The following is a 19,345-nucleotide window of genomic DNA, read 5'->3' as shown; positions in this document are numbered from 1 at the left end:
GGCGGCCTTTCGGCCATTGGCTGGCCGAAGGGCCTGCAACCCGCGTTCTATACGGGTGCAACGGACGATCGGACGAATGCCTGGTGTACCTGGCCCGCTTATTGCCCTAGGGAAACCGCCGATTGCAGCGACGCCTAAATCAACCCCGGGCGCGCTTCGTTACAGCAATCGGGTGGTCCACTCCTTACAAAGGTAGTTTTATGAGCGGTAAGCACAATTCCAATGACCTCGCTCAGGGGCTCAAACAACGGCATGTGACCATGCTGTCCATTGCTGGCGTGATCGGCGCCGGTTTGTTCGTGGGCTCCGGCCATGCCATCGCTGCAGCCGGCCCGGCCGTGCTGCTGGCTTATGCCGCTGCCGGTACCCTGGTGGTGCTGGTGATGCGCATGTTGGGCGAAATGGCCGTCGCCTCGCCTGACACGGGTTCTTTCTCGACATACGCCGACCGCGCCATTGGCCGCTGGGCCGGTTTCACCATCGGTTGGCTGTACTGGTGGTTCTGGGTGCTGGTCATTCCACTGGAAGCCAACGCCGCTGCGGCAATCCTGCATGCCTGGTTCCCGGCTGTGGACCTGTGGGCCTTCTCGCTGGTCATTACCCTGGCGCTGACCCTGACCAACCTGTGCAGCGTCAAGAACTATGGCGAGTTCGAGTTCTGGTTCGCCCTGCTCAAGGTGCTGGCGATCATCGGCTTCATCGTCGTGGGCTGCGCGGCCCTGTTCGGCATGGTACCGAGCAGCCAGGTCAGCGGTGCCAGCCACCTGTTCGACACCCAGGGCTTCATGCCTAACGGCCTGGGCGCCGTGCTCGCAGCGATGCTGACTACCATGTTCTCCTTCATGGGTACCGAAATCGTCACTATCGCCGCTGCCGAGTCGAAAGACCCAGGCAAGCAGATCAGCCGTGCCACCAACTCGGTCATCTGGCGTATCTGCCTGTTCTACCTGGTGTCGATCTTCCTGGTCGTGGCCCTGGTACCGTGGAACGATCCAGCGTTGGCTGAACTGGGCTCTTACCAGACCGTGCTGAGCCGCATCGGCGTGCCGAACGCCAAGCTGATCGTCGACATCGTCGTGCTGATCGCGGTGACCAGTTGCCTGAACTCGGCGCTGTACACCTCGTCGCGCATGCTGTTCTCGCTGAGCAAGCGTGGGGATGCACCTGCCGTAGCGCAGCGCACCACCAAGGCCGGCACCCCGCACTGGGCGGTGCTGCTGTCTACCGCCGCAGCGTTCCTTTGCGTGTTCGCCAACTTCGTCGCGCCGGCCCAGGTGTTCGAATTCCTGCTGGCCAGCTCGGGCGCCATCGCGTTGCTGGTGTACCTGGTGATCGCCGTGTCGCAACTGCGCATGCGCAGCCAGCGTGAAGCCCGCGGCGAGAAGATCTCCTTCAAGATGTGGCTGTTCCCTGGGCTGACCTGGGCGACCATCGCGTTCATCATCGCCATTCTGGTGGTGATGGGGCTGCGTGAGGATCACCGTGTCGAGATCCTCGCGACTGCACTGTTGAGCATTGGTGTGGTGGCGGCTGGTTTGCTGGTGCATCGCAAGCGCGAAGCGGCTGGGCGAGTGGCGCTGGATAACTGATCCGGGCTGCTTGACATAAAAAGGCCGCGTCCTGTGAAGGGCGCGGCCTTTTTATTGGGCGCATCGCGAGCAAGGCTCGCTCCTACGTCTATCATCGGCGTTACTGTAGGAGCGAGCCTTGCTCGCGATGCGCCGCTCGGTCTCAACCAAACTGCTTCTGCTGCTGTTGCTGCTTGGCCACCAGCTCGGAAGCGGCGATGTACGCCTCCTGGAACTCGTCGCTCTCCAGCCAGGCCATGGTGGTGTCTTCGTCGGCGCCATCGAGCCAGGTGCGGTAGGCGTTGAACACCAGCACGATGTAGTCGGTGGCGTGCTCTTCCTTGTGGCCCTTGAGCACCAATGCCAGCAGCGGGTCGACCAGGAACACCGAGATCATCGCCACCAGGCTGGTTTCCTGCGCCACCTTCATCTTGGCGAACAGCTCCTTGTAGCTGTCCGACTCCATGGCCTTGTTGAACACCTGTTCGATGCTGGCGCTGTCACCGGCGCTGGCCTTCACGGCCTGGCCGCTGCGCACCATGCGGTTCTGCTTGGCCTTGGTGGCGGCGCGTTTGGCGCGTTTCTGTTGCTTGGTATTGGAGGCCATGGGGCGAATCCTTGGGTATGTCCGGAAATTGCGCGTATTGAAACGCAGACCCCCTAGGTATTCAACTGAGCCGGCTCATCCTCTTCGAAGCCCTTGGAGGCTTTGCCCACCAGCAAGGGATCTGGGGCGTGCGCGACGCTGTGGTCCTTGCCGGGGTAATCCAGTGAATGCAGGAAATGGCGGATGCAGTTGATGCGTGCGCGTTTCTTGTCGTCGGACTTGATCACCGTCCATGGCGCATCGGCTGTGTCGGTATGGAAGAACATCGCCTCCTTGGCGGCGGTGTAGTCCTCCCACTTGTCCAGCGACTTGATGTCGATCGGCGACAGCTTCCAGTGCTTGAGCGGGTCGTCGCGGCGTGAGATGAAGCGGCGTAGCTGTTCCTCGCGGTTTACCGAGAACCAGTACTTGAACAGCAGGATGCCGCTGTTGCACAGCATGCGTTCAAGGTCGGGCGCCTGGCGCATGAACTCCAGGTATTGCAGCGGTGTGCAGAAATCCATGACCTTCTCGACCCCGGCGCGGTTGTACCAGGAGCGGTCGAAGAACACCATTTCGCCTGCCGTGGGCAGGTGCTGGATGTAACGCTGGAAGTACCACTGGCCCTTTTCCTGTTCCGAAGGCTTCTCCAGTGCGACGATCCGGGCACCCCGTGGGTTGAGGTGCTCCATGAAGCGCTTGATGGTGCCGCCCTTGCCTGCCGCGTCCCGACCCTCGAACAGGATCACCACGCGCTGGCCGGTTTCCTTCACCCAGCTTTGTACCTTCAGCAACTCGATCTGCAGCGCGTGCTTGGCCTTCTCATAGTCCTGGCGGCGCAGGCGGGTGCGGTACGGGTAGGTGGCCGGCAGGCGCGCTGAAGTGCTGTCCTCGTTGCTGCCCTTGGGGGCCGTCGCCACCTCAAGCGCGGCGGGCTGCTGGCTGACACGGGTAATGGTGGGTTCGGGCTTGCGCTGGCGTGGCCGGCGGGGGCGAGGTGTCGGTTTGGCGCTTGGGGCGGATTCGCTGGGGGCGGGAAGGAGGAGGGGGGATTCTTCGCTCATGGAGGTCCTTGCGGGTCGACTCGGAGGGTTGAACCGCAGTGTAGGGATGAGCAATTGCTGGCGACTTGATACTGATCAAGGCTTACTGCCAGCTTGGCGAGCGCACTGCATCAGGCGCGTACAACAAGCGCTGCCTTTATCGGAGAAAATCCCAGACAACAAAAAACCCGCACTAGGCGGGTTTTTTGTTGTCGCTTCGGGTAACTTTGCAACCACCAGAAGCTTTAAGGTGGTGCCCAGAGACGGAGTCGAACCGCCGACACGAGGATTTTCAATCCTCTGCTCTACCGACTGAGCTATCTGGGCGACGAGGTGCATTAAATAGATTTCCAGACCGTCCGTCAACGACTTTTTGAAAAAATTTTAAATTAATTCCGTCGCTTACGTTTTCTGGGGTCATTCGGCCGGCGGAACGTAGCCTTCGGCCTGGGCGTATTCTTCGCCGGCGAAAAACTTGTCCATTTCGCCCTGGAGGTACTTGCGGTCTTCACCGTTCATCATGTTCAGGCGCTTTTCGTTGATCAGCATGGTCTGGTGCTTCTGCCAGTCGGCCCAGGCCTTCTGCGAGATGTGTTCGAAAATGTCCTGGCCTTTGGCGCCGGGGTAGGGCGGGCGGTCCAGGCCTGGCAGTTCTTCTTTGTATTTGCGGCACATCACGGTGCGGGTCATCGTGCTTCTCCTGCAATCAGTTCGTCGGCCGCGCGTTTGAGCAGCTTCTTGACCGGGGCGGCGAGGCCCAGGCGCGGCGGGGTGGCGAGGTTATACCAGAGCCAGTCGGCCTCGGCCACGGGCTGGCCGACCGGGTCGACGCGGACCAGCCAAGGCTCGATCGCCAGCTGGAAATGGCTGAAAGTGTGAGTCAGGCCTTCTAGCGCGCGGCTGTCGGCCAGGCGCAAGCCGTGTTGGTAGGCCAGGTCGTCGAGCTGTTCGATGTCGTCCAGTTCGGGCAGGCTCCACAGGCCACCCCACAGGCCGCTGGAGGGGCGGCGATACAGCAGAATGGCGCCTTCGTGGTTGGCCAGCAGCGGCATCAGCGTGCGGCGCTGGGGCAGGGCTTTGCGCGGCTTGGGTTCGGGGTAGCGGGTTTCTTCGCCGTGCAGGTGCGCCTCGCAGCCGCGCTGCAATGGGCAGATCAGGCAACTGGGCTTGCTGCGGGTGCACAGCGTTGCGCCCATGTCCATCATCGCCTGGGTGTAGTGGTTGGCGCGCTGCTGCGGGGTGAAGCGCTCGGCGGTGGCCCACAGTGCATTGGCCACTTTTGGCTCGCCTGGGTAGCCAGCTTGAGCGGTGTAGCGGGCGAGCACGCGCTTGACGTTGCCATCGAGGATCGGTGCGCGGATGCCCATGCTGATGCTGGCGATGGCGCCGGCCGTCGAGCGGCCGATACCCGGCAACTCGGTGAGCTGCTCGACGCTGCGCGGGAACTCGCCGCCGTACTGCTCGACCACCATTTTCGCGGCTTTCTGCAAGTTGCGGGCGCGGGTGTAGTAGCCCAGGCCCGTCCATAGGTGCAGCACTTCGTCCTCCGGCGCGGCCGCCAGGGCCTGCACGGTGGGCAGGGCCTGCATGAAGCGGTCGAAGTAGTTGAGCACGGTGCTCACCTGGGTCTGTTGCAACATGATTTCCGACACCCACACCCGATACGGGGTGATGCCCTGTTGCCAGGGCAGGTCATGCCGACCGTGCTGGTCGTACCAATCCAGCACGGCGCTGGAGAACTGCTCGGGGCTCATCGCTTGAACAGCCCCTTGAGCGCGTCTTTGAGTTCTGGGCTCACCTTGTCTCCGAGTTTTTCGTCAATCTTGTCTTTAAGGCGGTTACCGGCCAGCTTGGCGGCGACCTTGCCCAGGCCTTCCTGATCGAGGCGGCAGGCTTTGGCGCCCAGCTCCAGCGGGCCACGGCAACGCAACGGCACTTCAATGCCCACGAAACGCTCGTTGACCTGGCAGGCAGGGTCCGGCATGGCGCGCTGGTCACCTTCCACGATCACGCCAACGTTGTAGTCCATGCCCAGCACACGCAGGTCGAGGTCGCCCTGGCCATTGACGGTCAGGCCGGGAATGCGGGCCTTGAGGTCCGGGTTGCTGGCCACGCCGTTGCGTATCACCAGGCTGCCGCGCAGTTCTTCGAACGGGGTGTCCTTGCCGCGTGGCTCGCCGCTGAGCGACTTGCGGTTCAGCGTGGCGATGGCTTGGCACAGTTGCTGTTCGAGGTTGGCATTGACCAGCACACCGTCATTGATGGTGAAGTTGGCGGCGCCGTTGAGGGTGTCGATCAGCGCTTTCTGGCTGTTGCCGGTGGCGGTCAGGTCGCTGGACAGGGTGAGCAGCCCCTTGACTGGAGGTGCCTGTTCCTTGCCTTCAGCCTTGATGAAATGCTCGACCGGCACCCGGTTGATCTTGGTGCTGATGCCGATTTGCGGCACAGCGGGGCGCACGTCGACGGTGCCTTTGGCGTCGAAGCTGCCGTTGTACAGGCCGCCGCGCAGGGTCTGCAGAGTGACCAAGCCACCCTGGCCGGTGACGGCCAGCTGGGCGTCGCTGATGGGCAGCTTGTCCAGGGTCAGCGAGCCGAACGCAATGTCAGCCTGCAGGTCCAGGGCACGCAGGCGGTCCACCGGCAACAGTTTGTCGTTGCTCCAGGCTACCTGGGTCGGGGCATTGGGCAGCGGCGAGGTGCCGGCACCTGCGACGGCGCTGGCCTCCTGCTGCTTGACCTCGGCCTGGCGGGCGGCGGTGGCGCCCTTGGCCTCTTCGCTCTTGGCCGGCAAGTAGCGGTCGGCGTCGAAGGTGTCGCCTTTGAGTTGCAGGCGCAGGGCCTGCTTGGCGAAGTCTTCGATGGCCACCCGACCACTGAAGCCGCTGTCGTCGAGCTTCACCGCCAGGTCTTCCAGGGTCAGGCTATTGGGCGTGCCTTGCAGGCGGCTGACCAGTTCCAGCTTGCCGAAGACGGTCGGGTCGTTGGTGGCTGGCAGCGGGTGGCCGATGCCGTCGAGGAAGGTGCGCAGGTCGAACTGGGCGATGGACAGGCCGCCACTGAGCTGCGGTGTCTTGTCCAGGTCACGCACGTTCAGCTCGCCGAGCGCGCGCATCTGGTTGGCCGAGACCTTGAGCCCGCTCCAGGAGGCCACGTTGGCCGCCAGGTCCACCAGCAGCTGGCCTTGCGCGGAGAAGGTCATGGTTTTGCCGGCCAGGGGCTCGCCCGACGTTTCGCCAGAAAGTCGCATGTCCTCGAAGTTGTAACGCTTGAGCTTGCGATCGAAGCGCAGTTCACCCGCCAACTCGGTGCGGGCCTTGATATTCGGTTGGCTGGCACTGAGGAAGGCGCTGGCCTTGAGCGGGATGTTCGCGCCTTCGTGAACGGGGCCGGTGCTCAACTGGATGCTTTCGGCGCTGAAGGCCTGGCCGCTCTTGGCATCGGTGTACTGCACGCGCGCGTTGTTCACGGTCAGGCTGTCGATGTCGAGTTTGACCGAGCGTTCGCTACCGCTGTCCGAGGGTGTCGAGGTGGGTTCGGCGGGAGCTTGCGCAGGCGCGTCGGCGGGGGCGCCGGTCTGTGCGGGCAGGGGTTTGCCGATGTCTTCCCAGTTGCCGTGGCCGTGCTCGTCGCGGGCCAGGGTCAGGTTCAGGCCTTCTACACGGACATCGCTCATTTGTACTTCGCGGCGCAGCAGCGGCAGCACACGTACCGACAGGCCCAGCATCTGCAGGTCGGCGAACGGTTGCTTCGGCGCCGTGAGCGTAGCGATGCTGGCATCGTGCAGCTCCAGGCCCAACCAGGGGAACAGGCTCCAGCCGATGTCGCCATTGAGGGTCAGTTCAACGTGCGCCTTGTCGCGCGCCAGCTGGCGAATCTCGTCTTTATAGTCGTTGGGATCGAAGAGGTGGGTCAGGGCGAAGCCCAGCGCCACGATGATCAGCAGCAACCCGAGTAACCCAAGCCCCAGGATTTTGCCGAACGCTTTCATGGGCGAGTCCTTGTAGTCCGATTTTTGAATTCAAGCGGCAGAGTATAGCGCCGCACGGGTTGTGCCTGCGTATTCGACAAGAGGCACAGGGTATTTCCTACGAAGGAAGGGTGCAGCAATACCGATTCAGCGGTTCAAAAAATAACGATATCAGATTGCTTTCATGTCACTTGATCCTGTTAACCTTGCGCCGCTTCCACGGAGCGCCGCGACGGATTGTCGCGGACGTTGCCGCAAATGGCCGGGCCTTGCCTTGTGTGCAGCCAGAAGAGCCGGGCATTCAATCCGCGAGCATCGTCTACCTACAAAAGGATCGAATCCATGAACAGCAGTATCACGGCAGGAGCGGTCGCCACTGCGCCGAGCTTCCTGTCGAAGGAGCGCATCATCGCCCGTCCGGGCTTCAACCGCTGGCTGGTACCCCCGGCAGCCCTGGCCATTCACCTGTGCATCGGCATGGCCTATGGCTTCTCGGTATTCTGGTTGCCACTGTCCCAGGCCATCGGTATCAGTGCCCCAGTCGCCTGTTCGGCCGACATGGGCTTCATCGCCAAGTTGTTCACCGCTGAGTGCGATTGGCCTATCTCGATGTTGAGCTGGATCTACACCCTGTTCTTCGTTTTCCTCGGCTGCTCGGCCGCTGTGCTTGGCGGTTGGCTGGAACACGCCGGTCCGCGCAAGGCTGGCCTGGTATCGGCGCTGTGCTGGTGTGGTGGCATGCTGATCTCGGCGATTGGCGTGAAGACCCACCAATTGTGGCTGATGTGGCTGGGGTCCGGCGTCATCGGTGGCATCGGCCTGGGCCTGGGTTATATCTCCCCCGTGTCGACCCTGATCAAGTGGTTCCCGGACAAGCGTGGCATGGCGACCGGCATGGCGATCATGGGCTTTGGCGGTGGTGCGATGGTTGGCGCCCCGCTGGCGACTGCATTGATGGGCCACTTCGGCAACGCGCAGGAAGTGGGCGTATGGCAGAGTTTCGTGGCGATGGCCGCGATCTACTTCGTGTTCATGACCGCTGGCGCCCTGGCCTACCGCGTGCCGCCGACCGGCTGGAAGCCTGAGGGCTGGACCGCGCCGGTGAAGAAAGCCAACGCGATGGTCACCGACCGCCACGTTCACGTCAGCGTGGCCTGGAAGACCCCGCAGTTCGCGCTGATCTGGCTGGTGCTGTGCCTGAATGTTTCGGCGGGCATTGGCATCCTGGGCATGGCTTCGCCACTGCTGCAGGAAGTCTTCGCCGGCAAGCTGCTGGGCAACCAGCTCAGCTTCAGCGAACTCAATGCCGCGCAACTGGCGCAGATCGCCGCCATTGCCGCTGGCTTCACTGGTTTGCTGAGCCTGTTCAACATCGGTGGTCGCTTCTTCTGGGCTTCGTTCTCCGACTACATCGGCCGCAAGAACACCTATTTTGCCTTCTTCGCCCTGGGCGTGGGCCTCTACAGCCTGGTGCCGAACATGGGCCACCTGGGCAACGTGGCACTGTTCGTAGCGGCGTTCTGTATCATTCTGTCGATGTACGGTGGTGGTTTCGCCACGGTGCCGGCTTACCTGGCCGACCTGTTCGGTACACAGATGGTGGGTGCCATTCACGGTCGCCTGCTGACTGCCTGGGCGGCGGCGGGCGTGCTGGGGCCAGTGCTGATCACCTACCTGCGCGAATATCAGCTGGCAGCGGGTGTCGAACGTGCAGCGGCGTATGACATGACCCTGTACATCCTTGCCGGCCTGCTGGTGCTGGGTTTCATCTGCAACCTGCTGGTACGTCCGGTGGCGGACAAGCACTTCATGACCGACGCCGAGTTGGCCGCAGAGCGTGCGTTGAGCCATGACAAAGGCGCCGATGGCGCTCGCTCGCTGGAATGGCATGCGGCACCGGGCAGCCTGCCGCTGGTGCTGTTCGCCTGGGCGGTGGTGGTGATTCCGTTGGCCTGGGGGGTGTGGATCACCCTGCAGAAGACGGCCGTTCTGTTCCACTGATCGTCCGGCCGCTATCGCCGGCAAGCCGCCGCCTACCGGTGTCTGGTGGAGGCGTCGGCTTGCTGGTGATAGGGGCAACACAGCTTGTATAGACCTGTAGCGCACTCGGCCTTGCGAAATTGCTTTGCCTGCCATATGTCATCCGCGTTTCAAGCTGGCGCGTCTTGGGCCTATAATGGAGCCCTTTTCGCCCAATGATTTTGCGGAGCTGGTGATGGTCGAACGTAAGGCTTCCGTCGAGCGCAATACCCTGGAAACCCAGGTCAAGTGCTCGATCAACCTCGATGGCAGTGGCAAGGCCCGATTCGATATCGGCGTGCCTTTCCTTGAACACATGCTCGACCAGATCGCCCGACACGGGCTGATCGATCTGGATATCGAGTGCAAGGGTGACCTGCATATCGACGATCACCATACCGTCGAAGACGTCGGCATTACCCTGGGCCAGGCATTCGCCCAGGCCATCGGTGACAAGAAGGGTATCTTCCGCTACGGCCATGCCTACGTGCCGCTGGACGAAGCCCTGTCGCGCGTGGTCATCGACTTCTCGGGCCGTCCAGGCCTGCAGATGCATGTGCCCTATACCCGCGCCACCGTTGGCGGTTTCGACGTCGACCTGTTCCAGGAGTTCTTCCAGGGCTTCGTCAACCATGCCTTGGTGACCCTGCACATCGACAACCTGCGGGGCCACAACACCCACCACCAGATCGAAACCGTGTTCAAGGCCTTCGGCCGCGCGCTGCGCATGGCGGTGACGCTGGACGAGCGCATGGCCGGACAGATGCCTTCCACCAAGGGATGCCTGTAAATGCAGACGGTAGCCGTAATCGACTATGGCATGGGCAACTTGCACTCGGTGGCCAAGGCGCTTGAACACGTCGGCGCCGGCAAGGTGCTGGTGACCAGCGACGCCGCAGTCATCCGCGAGGCGGACCGCGTGGTGTTCCCGGGTGTGGGCGCGATTCGCGACTGCATGGCCGAAATCCGCCGCCTGGGCTTCGACAGCCTGGTGCGCGAGGTCAGCCAGGACCGCCCGTTCCTCGGGATCTGCGTCGGCATGCAAGCGCTGCTGGACCACAGCGAGGAAAACGACGGTGTCGACTGCATCGGCCTGTTCCCCGGCCAGGTGCGCTTTTTCGGCAAAGACCTGCAAGAAGACGGCGAGCACCTGAAGGTGCCGCACATGGGTTGGAACGAAGTCAGCCAGACCATCGACCACCCGCTGTGGCATGACATTCCCGACCGCGCACGGTTCTACTTCGTGCACAGCTATTACATCAACGCCGGCAAGCCCGGCCAGGTGGTCGGTCGTGGCCACTATGGCGTCGACTTCGCCGCAGCATTGGCTGATGGTTCGCGCTTTGCCGTGCAGTTCCACCCGGAGAAGAGCCACACCCACGGTCTGCAGCTGCTGCAGAACTTCGTGGCCTGGGACGGGCGCTGGTAAATGAGCAGGTCGCGGACCAAGGCCCCGGTCATCACCCTGGCACCCGAGCAGGAGCGCGAAGCGCTCGATACCTTGAAGCGCTTCCTTGAAGACCGCTTCGAGCTGGAGCTGGGGTCGTTCGAGGTGGCTGAGGTCCTCGAGCTGTTCAGCAAAGAAATTGCACCCCTTTACTACAACAGGGCGATTGCCGATGTTCAGCTGCACCTCAAGGAGCGGTTCGAGAGCATCGAAAGCGACCTGTGGGCGCTCGAGAAGCCCTGAACTCCACCGAATAGACAGGTTTCCAAGATGCTGATTATCCCCGCTATCGATCTCAAGGACGGTGCCTGCGTACGTCTGCGCCAGGGCCGTATGGAAGACTCCACGGTATTTTCCGACGACCCGGTGAGCATGGCCGCCAAGTGGGTCGAAGGTGGCTGCCGCCGCCTGCACCTGGTTGACCTCAACGGCGCCTTCGAAGGCCAGCCGGTCAATGGCGAGGTGGTGACTGCCATCGCCAAGCGTTACCCGAACCTGCCGATCCAGATCGGCGGTGGCATCCGCTCGCTGGAAACCATCGAGCATTACGTCAAGGCTGGCGTCAGCTACGTGATCATCGGCACCAAGGCGGTCAAGCAGCCTGAGTTCGTCGCCGAGGCCTGCAAGGCCTTCCCGGGCAAGGTCATCGTCGGCCTGGACGCCAAGGACGGTTTCGTCGCCACCGATGGCTGGGCAGAAGTCAGCTCGGTGCAGGTCATCGACCTGGCCAAGCGTTTCGAGGCCGATGGCGTCTCGGCGATCGTCTACACCGACATCGCCAAGGACGGCATGATGCAGGGCTGCAACGTGCCCTTCACCAAGGCCCTGGCCGAAGCCACGTCGATCCCGGTCATCGCTTCGGGTGGCATTCACAACCTGGGCGACATCAAGGCCCTGCTGGATGCCAAGGCCCCTGGCATCATTGGCGCCATCACCGGCCGTGCCATCTACGAAGGCACCCTCGATGTCGCCGAGGCCCAGGCCTTCTGCGACAACTACCAAGGCTGAGGACTGAACCATGGCACTGGCCAAGCGCATCATCCCTTGCCTGGACGTGGACAACGGCCGGGTGGTCAAGGGCGTCAAGTTCGAGAACATTCGGGATGCCGGCGACCCGGTGGAAATCGCCCGTCGCTACAATGAGCAAGGTGCCGACGAGATCACCTTCCTCGACATCACCGCCAGCGTCGACGGTCGCGACACCACCCTGCATACCGTCGAGCGCATGGCCAGCCAGGTGTTCATTCCGCTGACCGTGGGCGGTGGCGTGCGCACCGTGCAGGACATCCGCAACCTGCTCAATGCCGGTGCCGACAAGGTCTCGATCAACACCGCGGCGGTGTTCAACCCCGAGTTCGTCGGTGAAGCTGCCAACCGTTTCGGTTCGCAGTGCATCGTCGTAGCCATCGACGCGAAGAAGGTTTCCGGCCCCGGCGAAGCGCCGCGTTGGGAGATCTTCACCCACGGTGGCCGCAAGCCGACCGGCCTGGATGCCGTCGAGTGGGCGAAGAAGATGGAAGGTCTGGGGGCCGGCGAAATCCTGCTGACCAGCATGGATCAGGACGGCATGAAGAACGGTTTCGACCTGGGTGTGACCCGGGCCATCAGCGATGCGCTGGGGATTCCGGTGATCGCTTCGGGTGGTGTGGGTAACCTGCAGCACCTGGCCGACGGCATTCTGGAAGGGCATGCCAGTGCGGTTCTGGCGGCCAGTATCTTCCACTTCGGTGAGTACACGGTACCGGAAGCCAAGGCCTACATGGCTTCGCGCGGGATTGTGGTGCGCTGAACAATGATTGGGGCCGCTTTGCGGCCCATCTGCCGTAGCCGGCCCTCCAGAGGAGCCCGCTCGCCGGCGATGGGCCGCAAGGCGGCCCCAATTGCATCATCCGTGGGTCTTGCCCAGCAACGCGTGATACAACTCGGTATCCCCGAGAATCCCTACCACTTTGTCGTTATCCTGCAGCACCAGCTTGTTGCCCGTCTGATAACGAATCTGCAGCGCCTCACGCATGCCGATATCGGCGTGCACCACAGTTGGCCTGCGTTCGAGCAGCTCTACATCCTGCCCCGGTGCCCATTTCTGCATGTCCAGGCCGTTCTGGCCCTGGCGTGCGCGCTTGAGCGAGCCTCCTTCGCCAAGGTCCAGCCACGAGTCGATACCTGGGTCCAGGCAAACCGAGCCGTTGACCCGTTTGCAGTTGTCCAGGCTGCGCATCAGGCTGCGGCCGCACAGCACGTTGAGCGGGTTGGTGTGGGCGACGAAGGTGCGCACATACTCATCCGCCGGGTTGAGGACGATTTCCTCGGGCTTGCTGTACTGGATGATCCGGCCATCTTTCATGATGGCGATGCGGCTGCCCAGTTTCAGCGCCTCGTCCAGGTCGTGGCTGACGAACACGATGGTCTTGCTCAACTTGCTTTGCAGCGCCAGCAGCTCGTCCTGCAGGCCCTGGCGGATCAGCGGGTCAAGCGCGGAGAAGGGTTCGTCCATCAGCAGGATGTCGGCATCCATGGCCAGTGCGCGGGCCAGACCCACACGTTGCTGCATGCCGCCTGACAGTTCGTCCGGCTTCTTGTTGCGCCATTGGGTCAGGCCCACCAGTTCAAGCTTTTCGTCCACCAGCTTGCGCCGTTCCTTCTCCGGACGGCCCTGCATTTCGAGGCCGAAGCTGATGTTCTCGCGCACCGTCAGCCAAGGCATCAGGGCAAACTTCTGGAACACCATGGCGATGCGCTTGGTGCGCATCATTTTCAGCTCGGCCGGGGTGCAGTGGGCAATGTCGATGTTCCGGCCTTCATGCTCGACGAACAGTTTGCCGCGGCTGACGGTGTTCAGGCCGTTGATGCAGCGCAGCAGGCTCGACTTGCCCGAGCCCGACAGGCCCATGAGCACGCAGATCTCGCCTTTGTTGATATCCAGGTTGGCCTTTTCCACGCCCACCACGAGGCCGGTCTGCTTGAGGATCTGCTCGCGGGTCTTGCCCTGGTCGAGCAGGGCCAGCGCCTCGCGTGGCTTGTTGGAGAAGATGACGTCGACGTCTTCGAATCGAATGATGCTCATGCTTCACCCCTTACCGGCAGCTCCGGTTGCTTGCAGATACGGTCGAGCATGATCGCCAGCAGCACGATCGCCAGGCCCGCTTCGAAGCCCAGGGAAATATCAGCGGTGTTCAGTGCGTTGACCACAGGTTTGCCCAGGCCATCGGCCCCTACCAGTGCAGCGATCACCACCATCGACAGCGACAGCATGATGCACTGGGTCACGCCGGCGGCGATGCTCGGCATCGCGTGCGGCAGCTCGATGCGGGTCAGCAGTTGGCGGCGTGAGCAGCCGAATGCCTTGCCGGCGTCCATCAGCTCTTGCGGCACGTCGCAAATGCCCAGGTAAGTGAGGCGGATGGGGGCGGCGATGGCGAACACCACCGTCGAGATCAGCCCCGGCACCACTCCCAGCCCGAACAAGGTCAGGGTCGGGATCAGGTAAACGAAGGTGGGCACGGTCTGCATCAGGTCGAGGACCGGGCGCATGGCGGTATAGAACATTGGCTTGTGCGCGGCGACGATGCCCAGCGGCACGCCGATGGCCACGCAGACCACTGTGGCGAAGGTGACCTGTGCCAGGGTCTCCATGGTTTCCTGCCAGTACCCCAGGTTAAGGATCAGCAGGAAGGAAAGGGCAACGAAAGCGGTCAGCGCCCACTTGCGCTGAATCAGGTGCGCGAGGGCGGCGAATACAGCCACCAGAACGAACGGGTTGAACCACGTCAGGGCGCTGGTGACGCCGTGGATCATGAATTCCAGGCCTTGGGCGATGGCGTCGAAGTAGCTGGCGCCGTTCTGGGTCAACCATTCGACGAATGAGGCGATGTACTGCCCCAGGGGTATTTTCTGATCGATAAGCATGATAGCGAGCTTCCACCTGCAAAGATTGAAATCAGTCCGGGGCGGGAAGGTTCCCGCCCCGGCGGTGTTGCCATAGCGTCTTGCGTTATTGCGTCAGTTTGGCCTTGGCCGCCTCAAGGCCGGGTTTGCCATCAACGGTGGTAACGCCGGCCAGCCAGTTATCCAACTTGCCGGGGTTGGCCTTGAGCCATTTCTTGGCGGCGTCCTCGGGCTTCATCTTGTCGTCCAGGACATAGCCCATCATGGTGCTTTCATCCTTGAGCTCGAACGACAGGTTCTTCAACAGTTGCCCGACGTTGCTGCATTCCTGCGTATAGCCTTTGCGCGTATTGGTCAGCACGGTGGCCTTGCCGAAATCGGGACCGAAGAATTCGTCCCCTCCGGTCAGGTACTGCATCTTGAAGCGGGTGTTCATCGGGTGCGGTTCCCAGCCCAGGAACACGATCGCTTCGCCGCGCTTCTGTGCCCTGTCCACTTGCGACAGCATGCCGGCCTCGCTGGACTGCACGATCTTGAAGCCTGCGTCCTTCAGGCCGAAGGCGTTCTTGTCGATCATGCTCTGGATGGTGCGGTTACCGTCGTTACCCGGCTCGATGCCGTAGATCTTGCCGTCCAGCTCTTTCTTGAACTTGGGGATGTCGGAGAAATCCTTCAGGCCCTTGTCATAGAGCGCCTGGGGGACGGCCAAGGTGTACTTGGCGTTCTCCAGGTTGGCGCGCACCGTTTCCACGGTACCGGCATCGCGGTACTGCTTGATGTCGTTTTCCATGGTCGGCATCCAGTTGCCGAGAAACACGTCCAGGTCCTTGCCGGTGGCCAGCGACTTGTAGGTCACCGGTACCGAGATCATGGTGGTGTGGGTCTTGTAACCCAGTGCTTCGAGCACAACGCTGGTGGTAGCGGTGGTTACGGTGATGTCAGTCCAGCCGACGTCGGAAAAACGTACCGTCTGGCACTGCTCAGGCTCTGCAGCCTGGGCCAGCATCGGTGCGGACAGCAACGCAACCAGCAACAGCGAGGGTGAACCTTTCATGGATGGACTCCTGTGATTTTATCTTCGGGTTCGCGTGGGTCTCCGGGCTTTCTGAGGGTCCGGTAGACCAGGCCTGCAGAGGGCAGGATGCGAGGCCGTGCAAAACGAGTCGCTTTCGATAATCCTCCAGCGCCGGTTAATCGCCTACTGGTAGGGTCGTAACCAGTACGGAACGGGTCGCATCCAGTATCGGCGACGTCGTTTATGGATTTCTCCACCCCGTCGGCCGCGTTTTTGCGTCACAAGGTCGCTTGAAAACGGCGCACGGGTGGCCGGATCGACAGCGGCGCTGCTGAGCAAAAGTACGTCGGTTGCAGACGGCGAGGGGAGGCATAAAAGCCCGATGATGCGTGCATTCGTGGCGGCTCGCAGCTTCAGCCTAGCAGTTGCCCCGCCCTGCGCATGGCGCGCAGAGACAAGCCCAGCAAGAGGTGAAGCGACAATGGCCATCAGCGTGTTCGACCTGTTCAAGATTGGTGTCGGGCCTTCCAGCTCCCACACCGTTGGCCCCATGCGTGCCGGCGCCCTGTTCGTCCAAGGGCTGCGCGAGCGCGGCGAGCTGGAACAGGTAAAACGGATCGAGGTGAGGCTGTACGGCTCGCTGTCGGCCACCGGTATCGGCCACGGCACCGACAACGCCACCATCATGGGCCTGATGGGCGAATGGCCTGACGCCATCGACCCCACCCAGATCGTCCCGCGCATCGCCGACCTGCGTGAAACCAACACCCTGCAGCTGGACGGGCGCCTGCCCATCGAGTTCGTCTGGGCCCGCGACATGCTGCTGCTGGATGAGAACCTGCCGTACCACCCCAACGCCATGACCCTGATCGCCGAAGGCGCGCAGGGCGAGCTGCACCGCGATACCTATTACTCGGTAGGCGGCGGCTTCGTGGTCGATGCAGCCCAGGCCGCCAGCGGTGTGCTGGACGCCGACCAGACGGTGTTGCCATACGATTTCAACAGCGCGGCCGAACTGCTGCGCCTGTGCAAACAAAACGACATGAGCGTGTCGCAATTGATGATGGCCAACGAGAAGGTCTGGCGCAGCGAAGAAGAGATTCGCGCCGGCTTGCACAAGCTCTGGGATGCCATGCAGGAATGCGTCAACAACGGCCTGAAATACGAAGGCACGCTGCCCGGCGGGCTCAACGTCCGCCGTCGCGCCGCCAAGCTGCATCGCAGCTTGAAGGAGATCGGCAAGCCCAACGTGATCGGCTCGACCATGAGCGCGATGGAGTGGGTCAACCTGTTCGCCCTGGCGGTCAATGAAGAGAACGCCGCGGGCGGGCGCATGGTCACGGCGCCCACCAACGGCGCCGCGGGCATCATTCCGGCAGTGTTGCACTACTACATGCGCTTCAGCGATGCGGTGAACGAGTCCAGCGTGGTCGACTTCTTCCTCGCCGCGGCAGCCGTGGGCATCCTGTGCAAGAAGAACGCTTCCATCTCTGGTGCCGAGGTCGGCTGCCAGGGCGAGGTGGGCTCGGCGTGCGCCATGGCGGCGGCAGGCCTTGCCGAAGTGCTGGGGGCAACGCCTCCACAAGTGGAGAACGCGGCGGAAATCGCCCTGGAGCATAACCTTGGCCTGACTTGCGACCCGGTTGGTGGGCTGGTGCAGGTGCCGTGCATCGAGCGCAACGCCATTGCCGCGGTGAAGGCGATCAACGCCGTGCAGATGGCTTTGCGTGGGGATGGCGAGCACTTCATTTCCCTCGACCAGGTGATCCGCACCATGCGAGACACCGGCGCCGACATGCACGACAAATACAAGGAAACCTCGCGTGGTGGCCTAGCAGTCAGTGCCATCGAATGCTGATGCGCTGATTTCGAACTGATGTGAGCTCTGCGCCCCTTTTTGGGGCGCTGTTTTTGGAAGTACCGGCTGTCGGCTGTCGCACTCAGTGTGGGTATTGTCGGTGACACTCAAATGTGTCGCTTCTGGGCATCCTTCCCAACCGTGCTACCGTTCTGCTCAGCAGTTACACGCAAAGGCGCTGGCGCGCCTGTTTGCGTTTTTCCGCAAGCGCGTACGAAACGCTTGATTTGCCGAAAGAAGACGTCGTTTTTGGTTTTTTTTGGATGCGCGTTCAATTTCCGGCACGCCGTTTGCGTTGAGATTGGCAAAGCCCCTGCATAACGAACGGGGGCACTAACAAGAAATCAGTGTCCGCCTGAGGCACACCCTGCATTTGTGTGAGGAGAAATCGCGATGACGTCGTACACCTCCGGGAACCCAACCCAGAACCGCACAGCCCCACAGTCCATCGGTTTTCTCCTGCTGGACAATTTCACCCTGATTTCCCTGGCATCGGCCGTCGAGCCGCTGCGCATGGCCAACCAGCTCTCCGGTCGTGAGCTGTACCGCTGGCATACGCTGACAGTCGATGGCGGCCAGGTATGGGCCAGCGATGGTCTGCAGATCACCCCGGATGCAGCCATCAACAACGCACCGCCCATGGACACCGTGATCGTCTGCGGTGGCGTGGGCATCCAGCGTTCGGTCACCCGCGAGCATGTCACCTGGCTGCAGGCCCAGGCCCGCCAGTCGCGCAGGCTTGGCGCGGTATGCACCGGCAGCTGGGCTCTGGCATGTGCCGGCCTGCTCGACGGCTTCGATTGCAGCGTGCACTGGGAATGTCTGGCGGCGATGCAGGAAGCCTTCCCTCGCGTGAACATGAGCACCCGTCTGTTCACCCTGGACCGTAACCGCTTCACCAGCTCGGGTGGCACTGCGCCGCTGGATATGATGCTGCACCTGATCAGCCGCGATCATGGTCGTGAACTGTCGGCAGCGATTTCCGAAATGTTCGTCTACGAGCGCATCCGCAACGAGCAGGATCACCAGCGCGTGCCGCTCAAGCACATGCTTGGTACCAACCAGCCGAAGCTGCAAGAGATCGTCGCGCTGATGGAAGCCAACCTGGAAGAGCCGATCGACCTGGACGAGTTGGCTGTTTATGTGTCGGTGTCGCGGCGCCAGCTCGAGCGCCTGTTCCAGAAATACCTGCACTGCTCGCCGTCGCGCTATTACCTCAAGCTGAGACTGATTCGTGCGCGGCAGTTGCTCAAGCAGACGCCGATGTCGATCATCGAAGTGGCGTCGGTGTGCGGCTTCGTTTCCACACCGCACTTCTCCAAGTGCTACCGCGAATACTTCGGTATTCCGCCGCGTGACGAGCGTGTCGGTTCCAACACCGCTCAGCAGGTAGCGATGATGCCGATCCCGCAGGCCATGACCCTGTCGCCGCACAGCGGGCCGATGGCCGCCCTGAGCCAGGCGCGCAACGAGTCGACGTTCGCCAGTGTGAGGATCTGACGCTCAATCGCCGGTCAGCCGGCGCCTACAGGTAACCCGCTAACCTGTAGGCGCCGGCTGGCCGGCGATGGGCGTGGGTGAAATCAGGTGCGCTTGTTGAACTGCGCCAACGCAGGCAGCAATTGCTTGTCGATCGCCTGGCGCACGGCCGGCAGAATCGTTGCGCTACCGGTATACATCTGTTCGACCATACCCTTCAGGGCACGGGCGTTGGGCTCGGTCAACCCGCGAACCACCACCTCGCACGCCTGCTCGGCGCTGGCACCGGCCGGAATGTCGAATCCCCGTGCGCGCAGGTGGCCCAACAGGTCGTCCTGATCAATCAAATCCGCATGCATCATGGCTGTTGTCCTTGTTTGCTGCTGTGATCGTCAGCCGATTCTGTGACGTGCCAGGCAAGGCGGCAAGGACAGAATGTCGCAATGGCTGCTTTGGCTAAGAACAGGTCGTTCCCGAC

The 19,345-nt window shown here is 62.3% G+C and carries 18 protein-coding genes and 1 tRNA gene; 9 read left to right on the top strand and 10 right to left on the bottom strand.

Features of this window, described 5'->3' with window-relative positions; all coding sequences use genetic code 11:
- Window positions 1–200: 200 nt before the first annotated feature.
- A complete protein-coding gene (gabP, locus tag VXM67_RS00825) occupies window positions 201–1,589 on the top strand; it encodes a GABA permease (RefSeq protein WP_023382804.1) in 1,389 nt (462 codons plus the stop codon).
- Between the two features lie 142 nt (window positions 1,590–1,731).
- On the opposite strand, the gene VXM67_RS00820 is transcribed toward gabP, so the two are convergent.
- From VXM67_RS00820 to VXM67_RS00795, 6 genes are all read right to left on the bottom strand, one after another.
- A complete protein-coding gene (locus VXM67_RS00820) occupies window positions 1,732–2,175 on the bottom strand; it encodes a hypothetical protein (RefSeq protein WP_023382803.1) in 444 nt (147 codons plus the stop codon).
- A gap of 53 nt (window positions 2,176–2,228) precedes the next feature.
- Entirely contained in the window at window positions 2,229–3,218 is a 990-nt protein-coding gene (ppk2, locus tag VXM67_RS00815; RefSeq protein ID WP_023382802.1) for a polyphosphate kinase 2, read from the bottom strand.
- A gap of 230 nt (window positions 3,219–3,448) precedes the next feature.
- Window positions 3,449–3,524 (bottom strand) — tRNA-Phe (locus VXM67_RS00810).
- A gap of 90 nt (window positions 3,525–3,614) precedes the next feature.
- Complete coding sequence (locus VXM67_RS00805) at window positions 3,615–3,887, bottom strand: oxidative damage protection protein (RefSeq protein WP_023382801.1); 273 nt, start codon at window positions 3,885–3,887, stop codon at window positions 3,615–3,617.
- Entirely contained in the window at window positions 3,884–4,951 is a 1,068-nt protein-coding gene (mutY, locus tag VXM67_RS00800) for an A/G-specific adenine glycosylase (protein WP_027907597.1), read from the bottom strand. The genes VXM67_RS00805 and mutY overlap by 4 nt, the downstream gene beginning before the upstream one ends.
- A complete protein-coding gene (locus VXM67_RS00795) occupies window positions 4,948–7,185 on the bottom strand; it encodes an AsmA family protein (RefSeq protein WP_023382799.1) in 2,238 nt (745 codons plus the stop codon). Before VXM67_RS00795 ends, mutY begins: the two co-directional genes overlap by 4 nt.
- Window positions 7,186–7,506: 321 nt before the next feature.
- Between VXM67_RS00795 and VXM67_RS00790 the strand changes: the two genes are divergently transcribed.
- The 6 genes from VXM67_RS00790 (at window position 7,507) to hisF (ending at window position 12,419) form a co-directional block, all read left to right on the top strand.
- The gene (locus tag VXM67_RS00790; RefSeq protein WP_023382798.1) at window positions 7,507–9,165 is read left to right on the top strand and encodes an OFA family MFS transporter; all 1,659 of its coding nucleotides are present in this window, start codon (window positions 7,507–7,509) and stop codon (window positions 9,163–9,165) included.
- A 214-nt stretch (window positions 9,166–9,379) separates the two neighbouring features.
- A complete protein-coding gene (gene hisB, locus VXM67_RS00785) occupies window positions 9,380–9,973 on the top strand; it encodes an imidazoleglycerol-phosphate dehydratase HisB (protein WP_027907596.1) in 594 nt (197 codons plus the stop codon).
- Window positions 9,974–10,612 (top strand): imidazole glycerol phosphate synthase subunit HisH, encoded by a 639-nt coding sequence (hisH, locus tag VXM67_RS00780; protein ID WP_023382796.1) that lies wholly within the window; start codon window positions 9,974–9,976, stop codon window positions 10,610–10,612.
- On the top strand, window positions 10,613–10,873 hold the full coding sequence (locus VXM67_RS00775) for a DUF2164 domain-containing protein (RefSeq protein WP_023382795.1): 261 nt from the start codon (window positions 10,613–10,615) through the stop codon (window positions 10,871–10,873).
- A 27-nt stretch (window positions 10,874–10,900) separates the two neighbouring features.
- Entirely contained in the window at window positions 10,901–11,638 is a 738-nt protein-coding gene (gene hisA, locus VXM67_RS00770; protein WP_023382794.1) for a 1-(5-phosphoribosyl)-5-[(5-phosphoribosylamino)methylideneamino]imidazole-4-carboxamide isomerase, read from the top strand.
- Window positions 11,639–11,648: 10 nt separating this feature from the next.
- Window positions 11,649–12,419 carry an imidazole glycerol phosphate synthase subunit HisF gene (gene hisF, locus VXM67_RS00765; protein ID WP_367237441.1) on the top strand — a complete coding sequence of 257 codons (771 nt, stop codon included), beginning with the start codon at window positions 11,649–11,651 and terminating at the stop codon, window positions 12,417–12,419.
- Between the two features lie 96 nt (window positions 12,420–12,515).
- Here the strand turns inward: hisF and choV are convergent, their stop codons facing one another.
- From choV to VXM67_RS00750, 3 genes are all read right to left on the bottom strand, one after another.
- The gene (choV, locus tag VXM67_RS00760; protein WP_023382793.1) at window positions 12,516–13,694 is read right to left on the bottom strand and encodes a choline ABC transporter ATP-binding protein; all 1,179 of its coding nucleotides are present in this window, start codon (window positions 13,692–13,694) and stop codon (window positions 12,516–12,518) included.
- On the bottom strand, window positions 13,691–14,539 hold the full coding sequence (gene choW / locus VXM67_RS00755) for a choline ABC transporter permease subunit (RefSeq protein WP_177325271.1): 849 nt from the start codon (window positions 14,537–14,539) through the stop codon (window positions 13,691–13,693). The genes choV and choW overlap by 4 nt, the downstream gene beginning before the upstream one ends.
- 82 nt (window positions 14,540–14,621) lie before the next feature.
- Window positions 14,622–15,569 carry a choline ABC transporter substrate-binding protein gene (locus VXM67_RS00750; protein ID WP_023382791.1) on the bottom strand — a complete coding sequence of 316 codons (948 nt, stop codon included), beginning with the start codon at window positions 15,567–15,569 and terminating at the stop codon, window positions 14,622–14,624.
- A gap of 442 nt (window positions 15,570–16,011) precedes the next feature.
- Between VXM67_RS00750 and VXM67_RS00745 the strand changes: the two genes are divergently transcribed.
- Window positions 16,012–17,388: an L-serine ammonia-lyase gene (locus tag VXM67_RS00745; RefSeq protein ID WP_023382790.1), complete on the top strand. Its 1,377-nt coding sequence runs from the start codon at window positions 16,012–16,014 to the stop codon at window positions 17,386–17,388.
- Window positions 17,389–17,781: 393 nt separating this feature from the next.
- On the top strand, window positions 17,782–18,888 hold the full coding sequence (locus tag VXM67_RS00740) for a GlxA family transcriptional regulator (RefSeq protein WP_023382789.1): 1,107 nt from the start codon (window positions 17,782–17,784) through the stop codon (window positions 18,886–18,888).
- 83 nt (window positions 18,889–18,971) lie between these two features.
- Here VXM67_RS00740 and VXM67_RS00735 read toward each other — a convergent pair whose 3' ends face one another.
- Entirely contained in the window at window positions 18,972–19,229 is a 258-nt protein-coding gene (locus tag VXM67_RS00735; RefSeq protein WP_023382788.1) for a hypothetical protein, read from the bottom strand.
- Window positions 19,230–19,345: the final 116 nt, after the last annotated feature.

This window comes from Pseudomonas sp. Rh2, from assembly GCF_040762985.1.
In the GTDB taxonomy this organism is placed as follows: domain Bacteria; phylum Pseudomonadota; class Gammaproteobacteria; order Pseudomonadales; family Pseudomonadaceae; genus Aquipseudomonas; species Aquipseudomonas taiwanensis.
The sequence above is the reverse complement of the archived record's forward strand: the minus strand, read 5'-3'. Positions and strand labels throughout refer to the sequence as shown.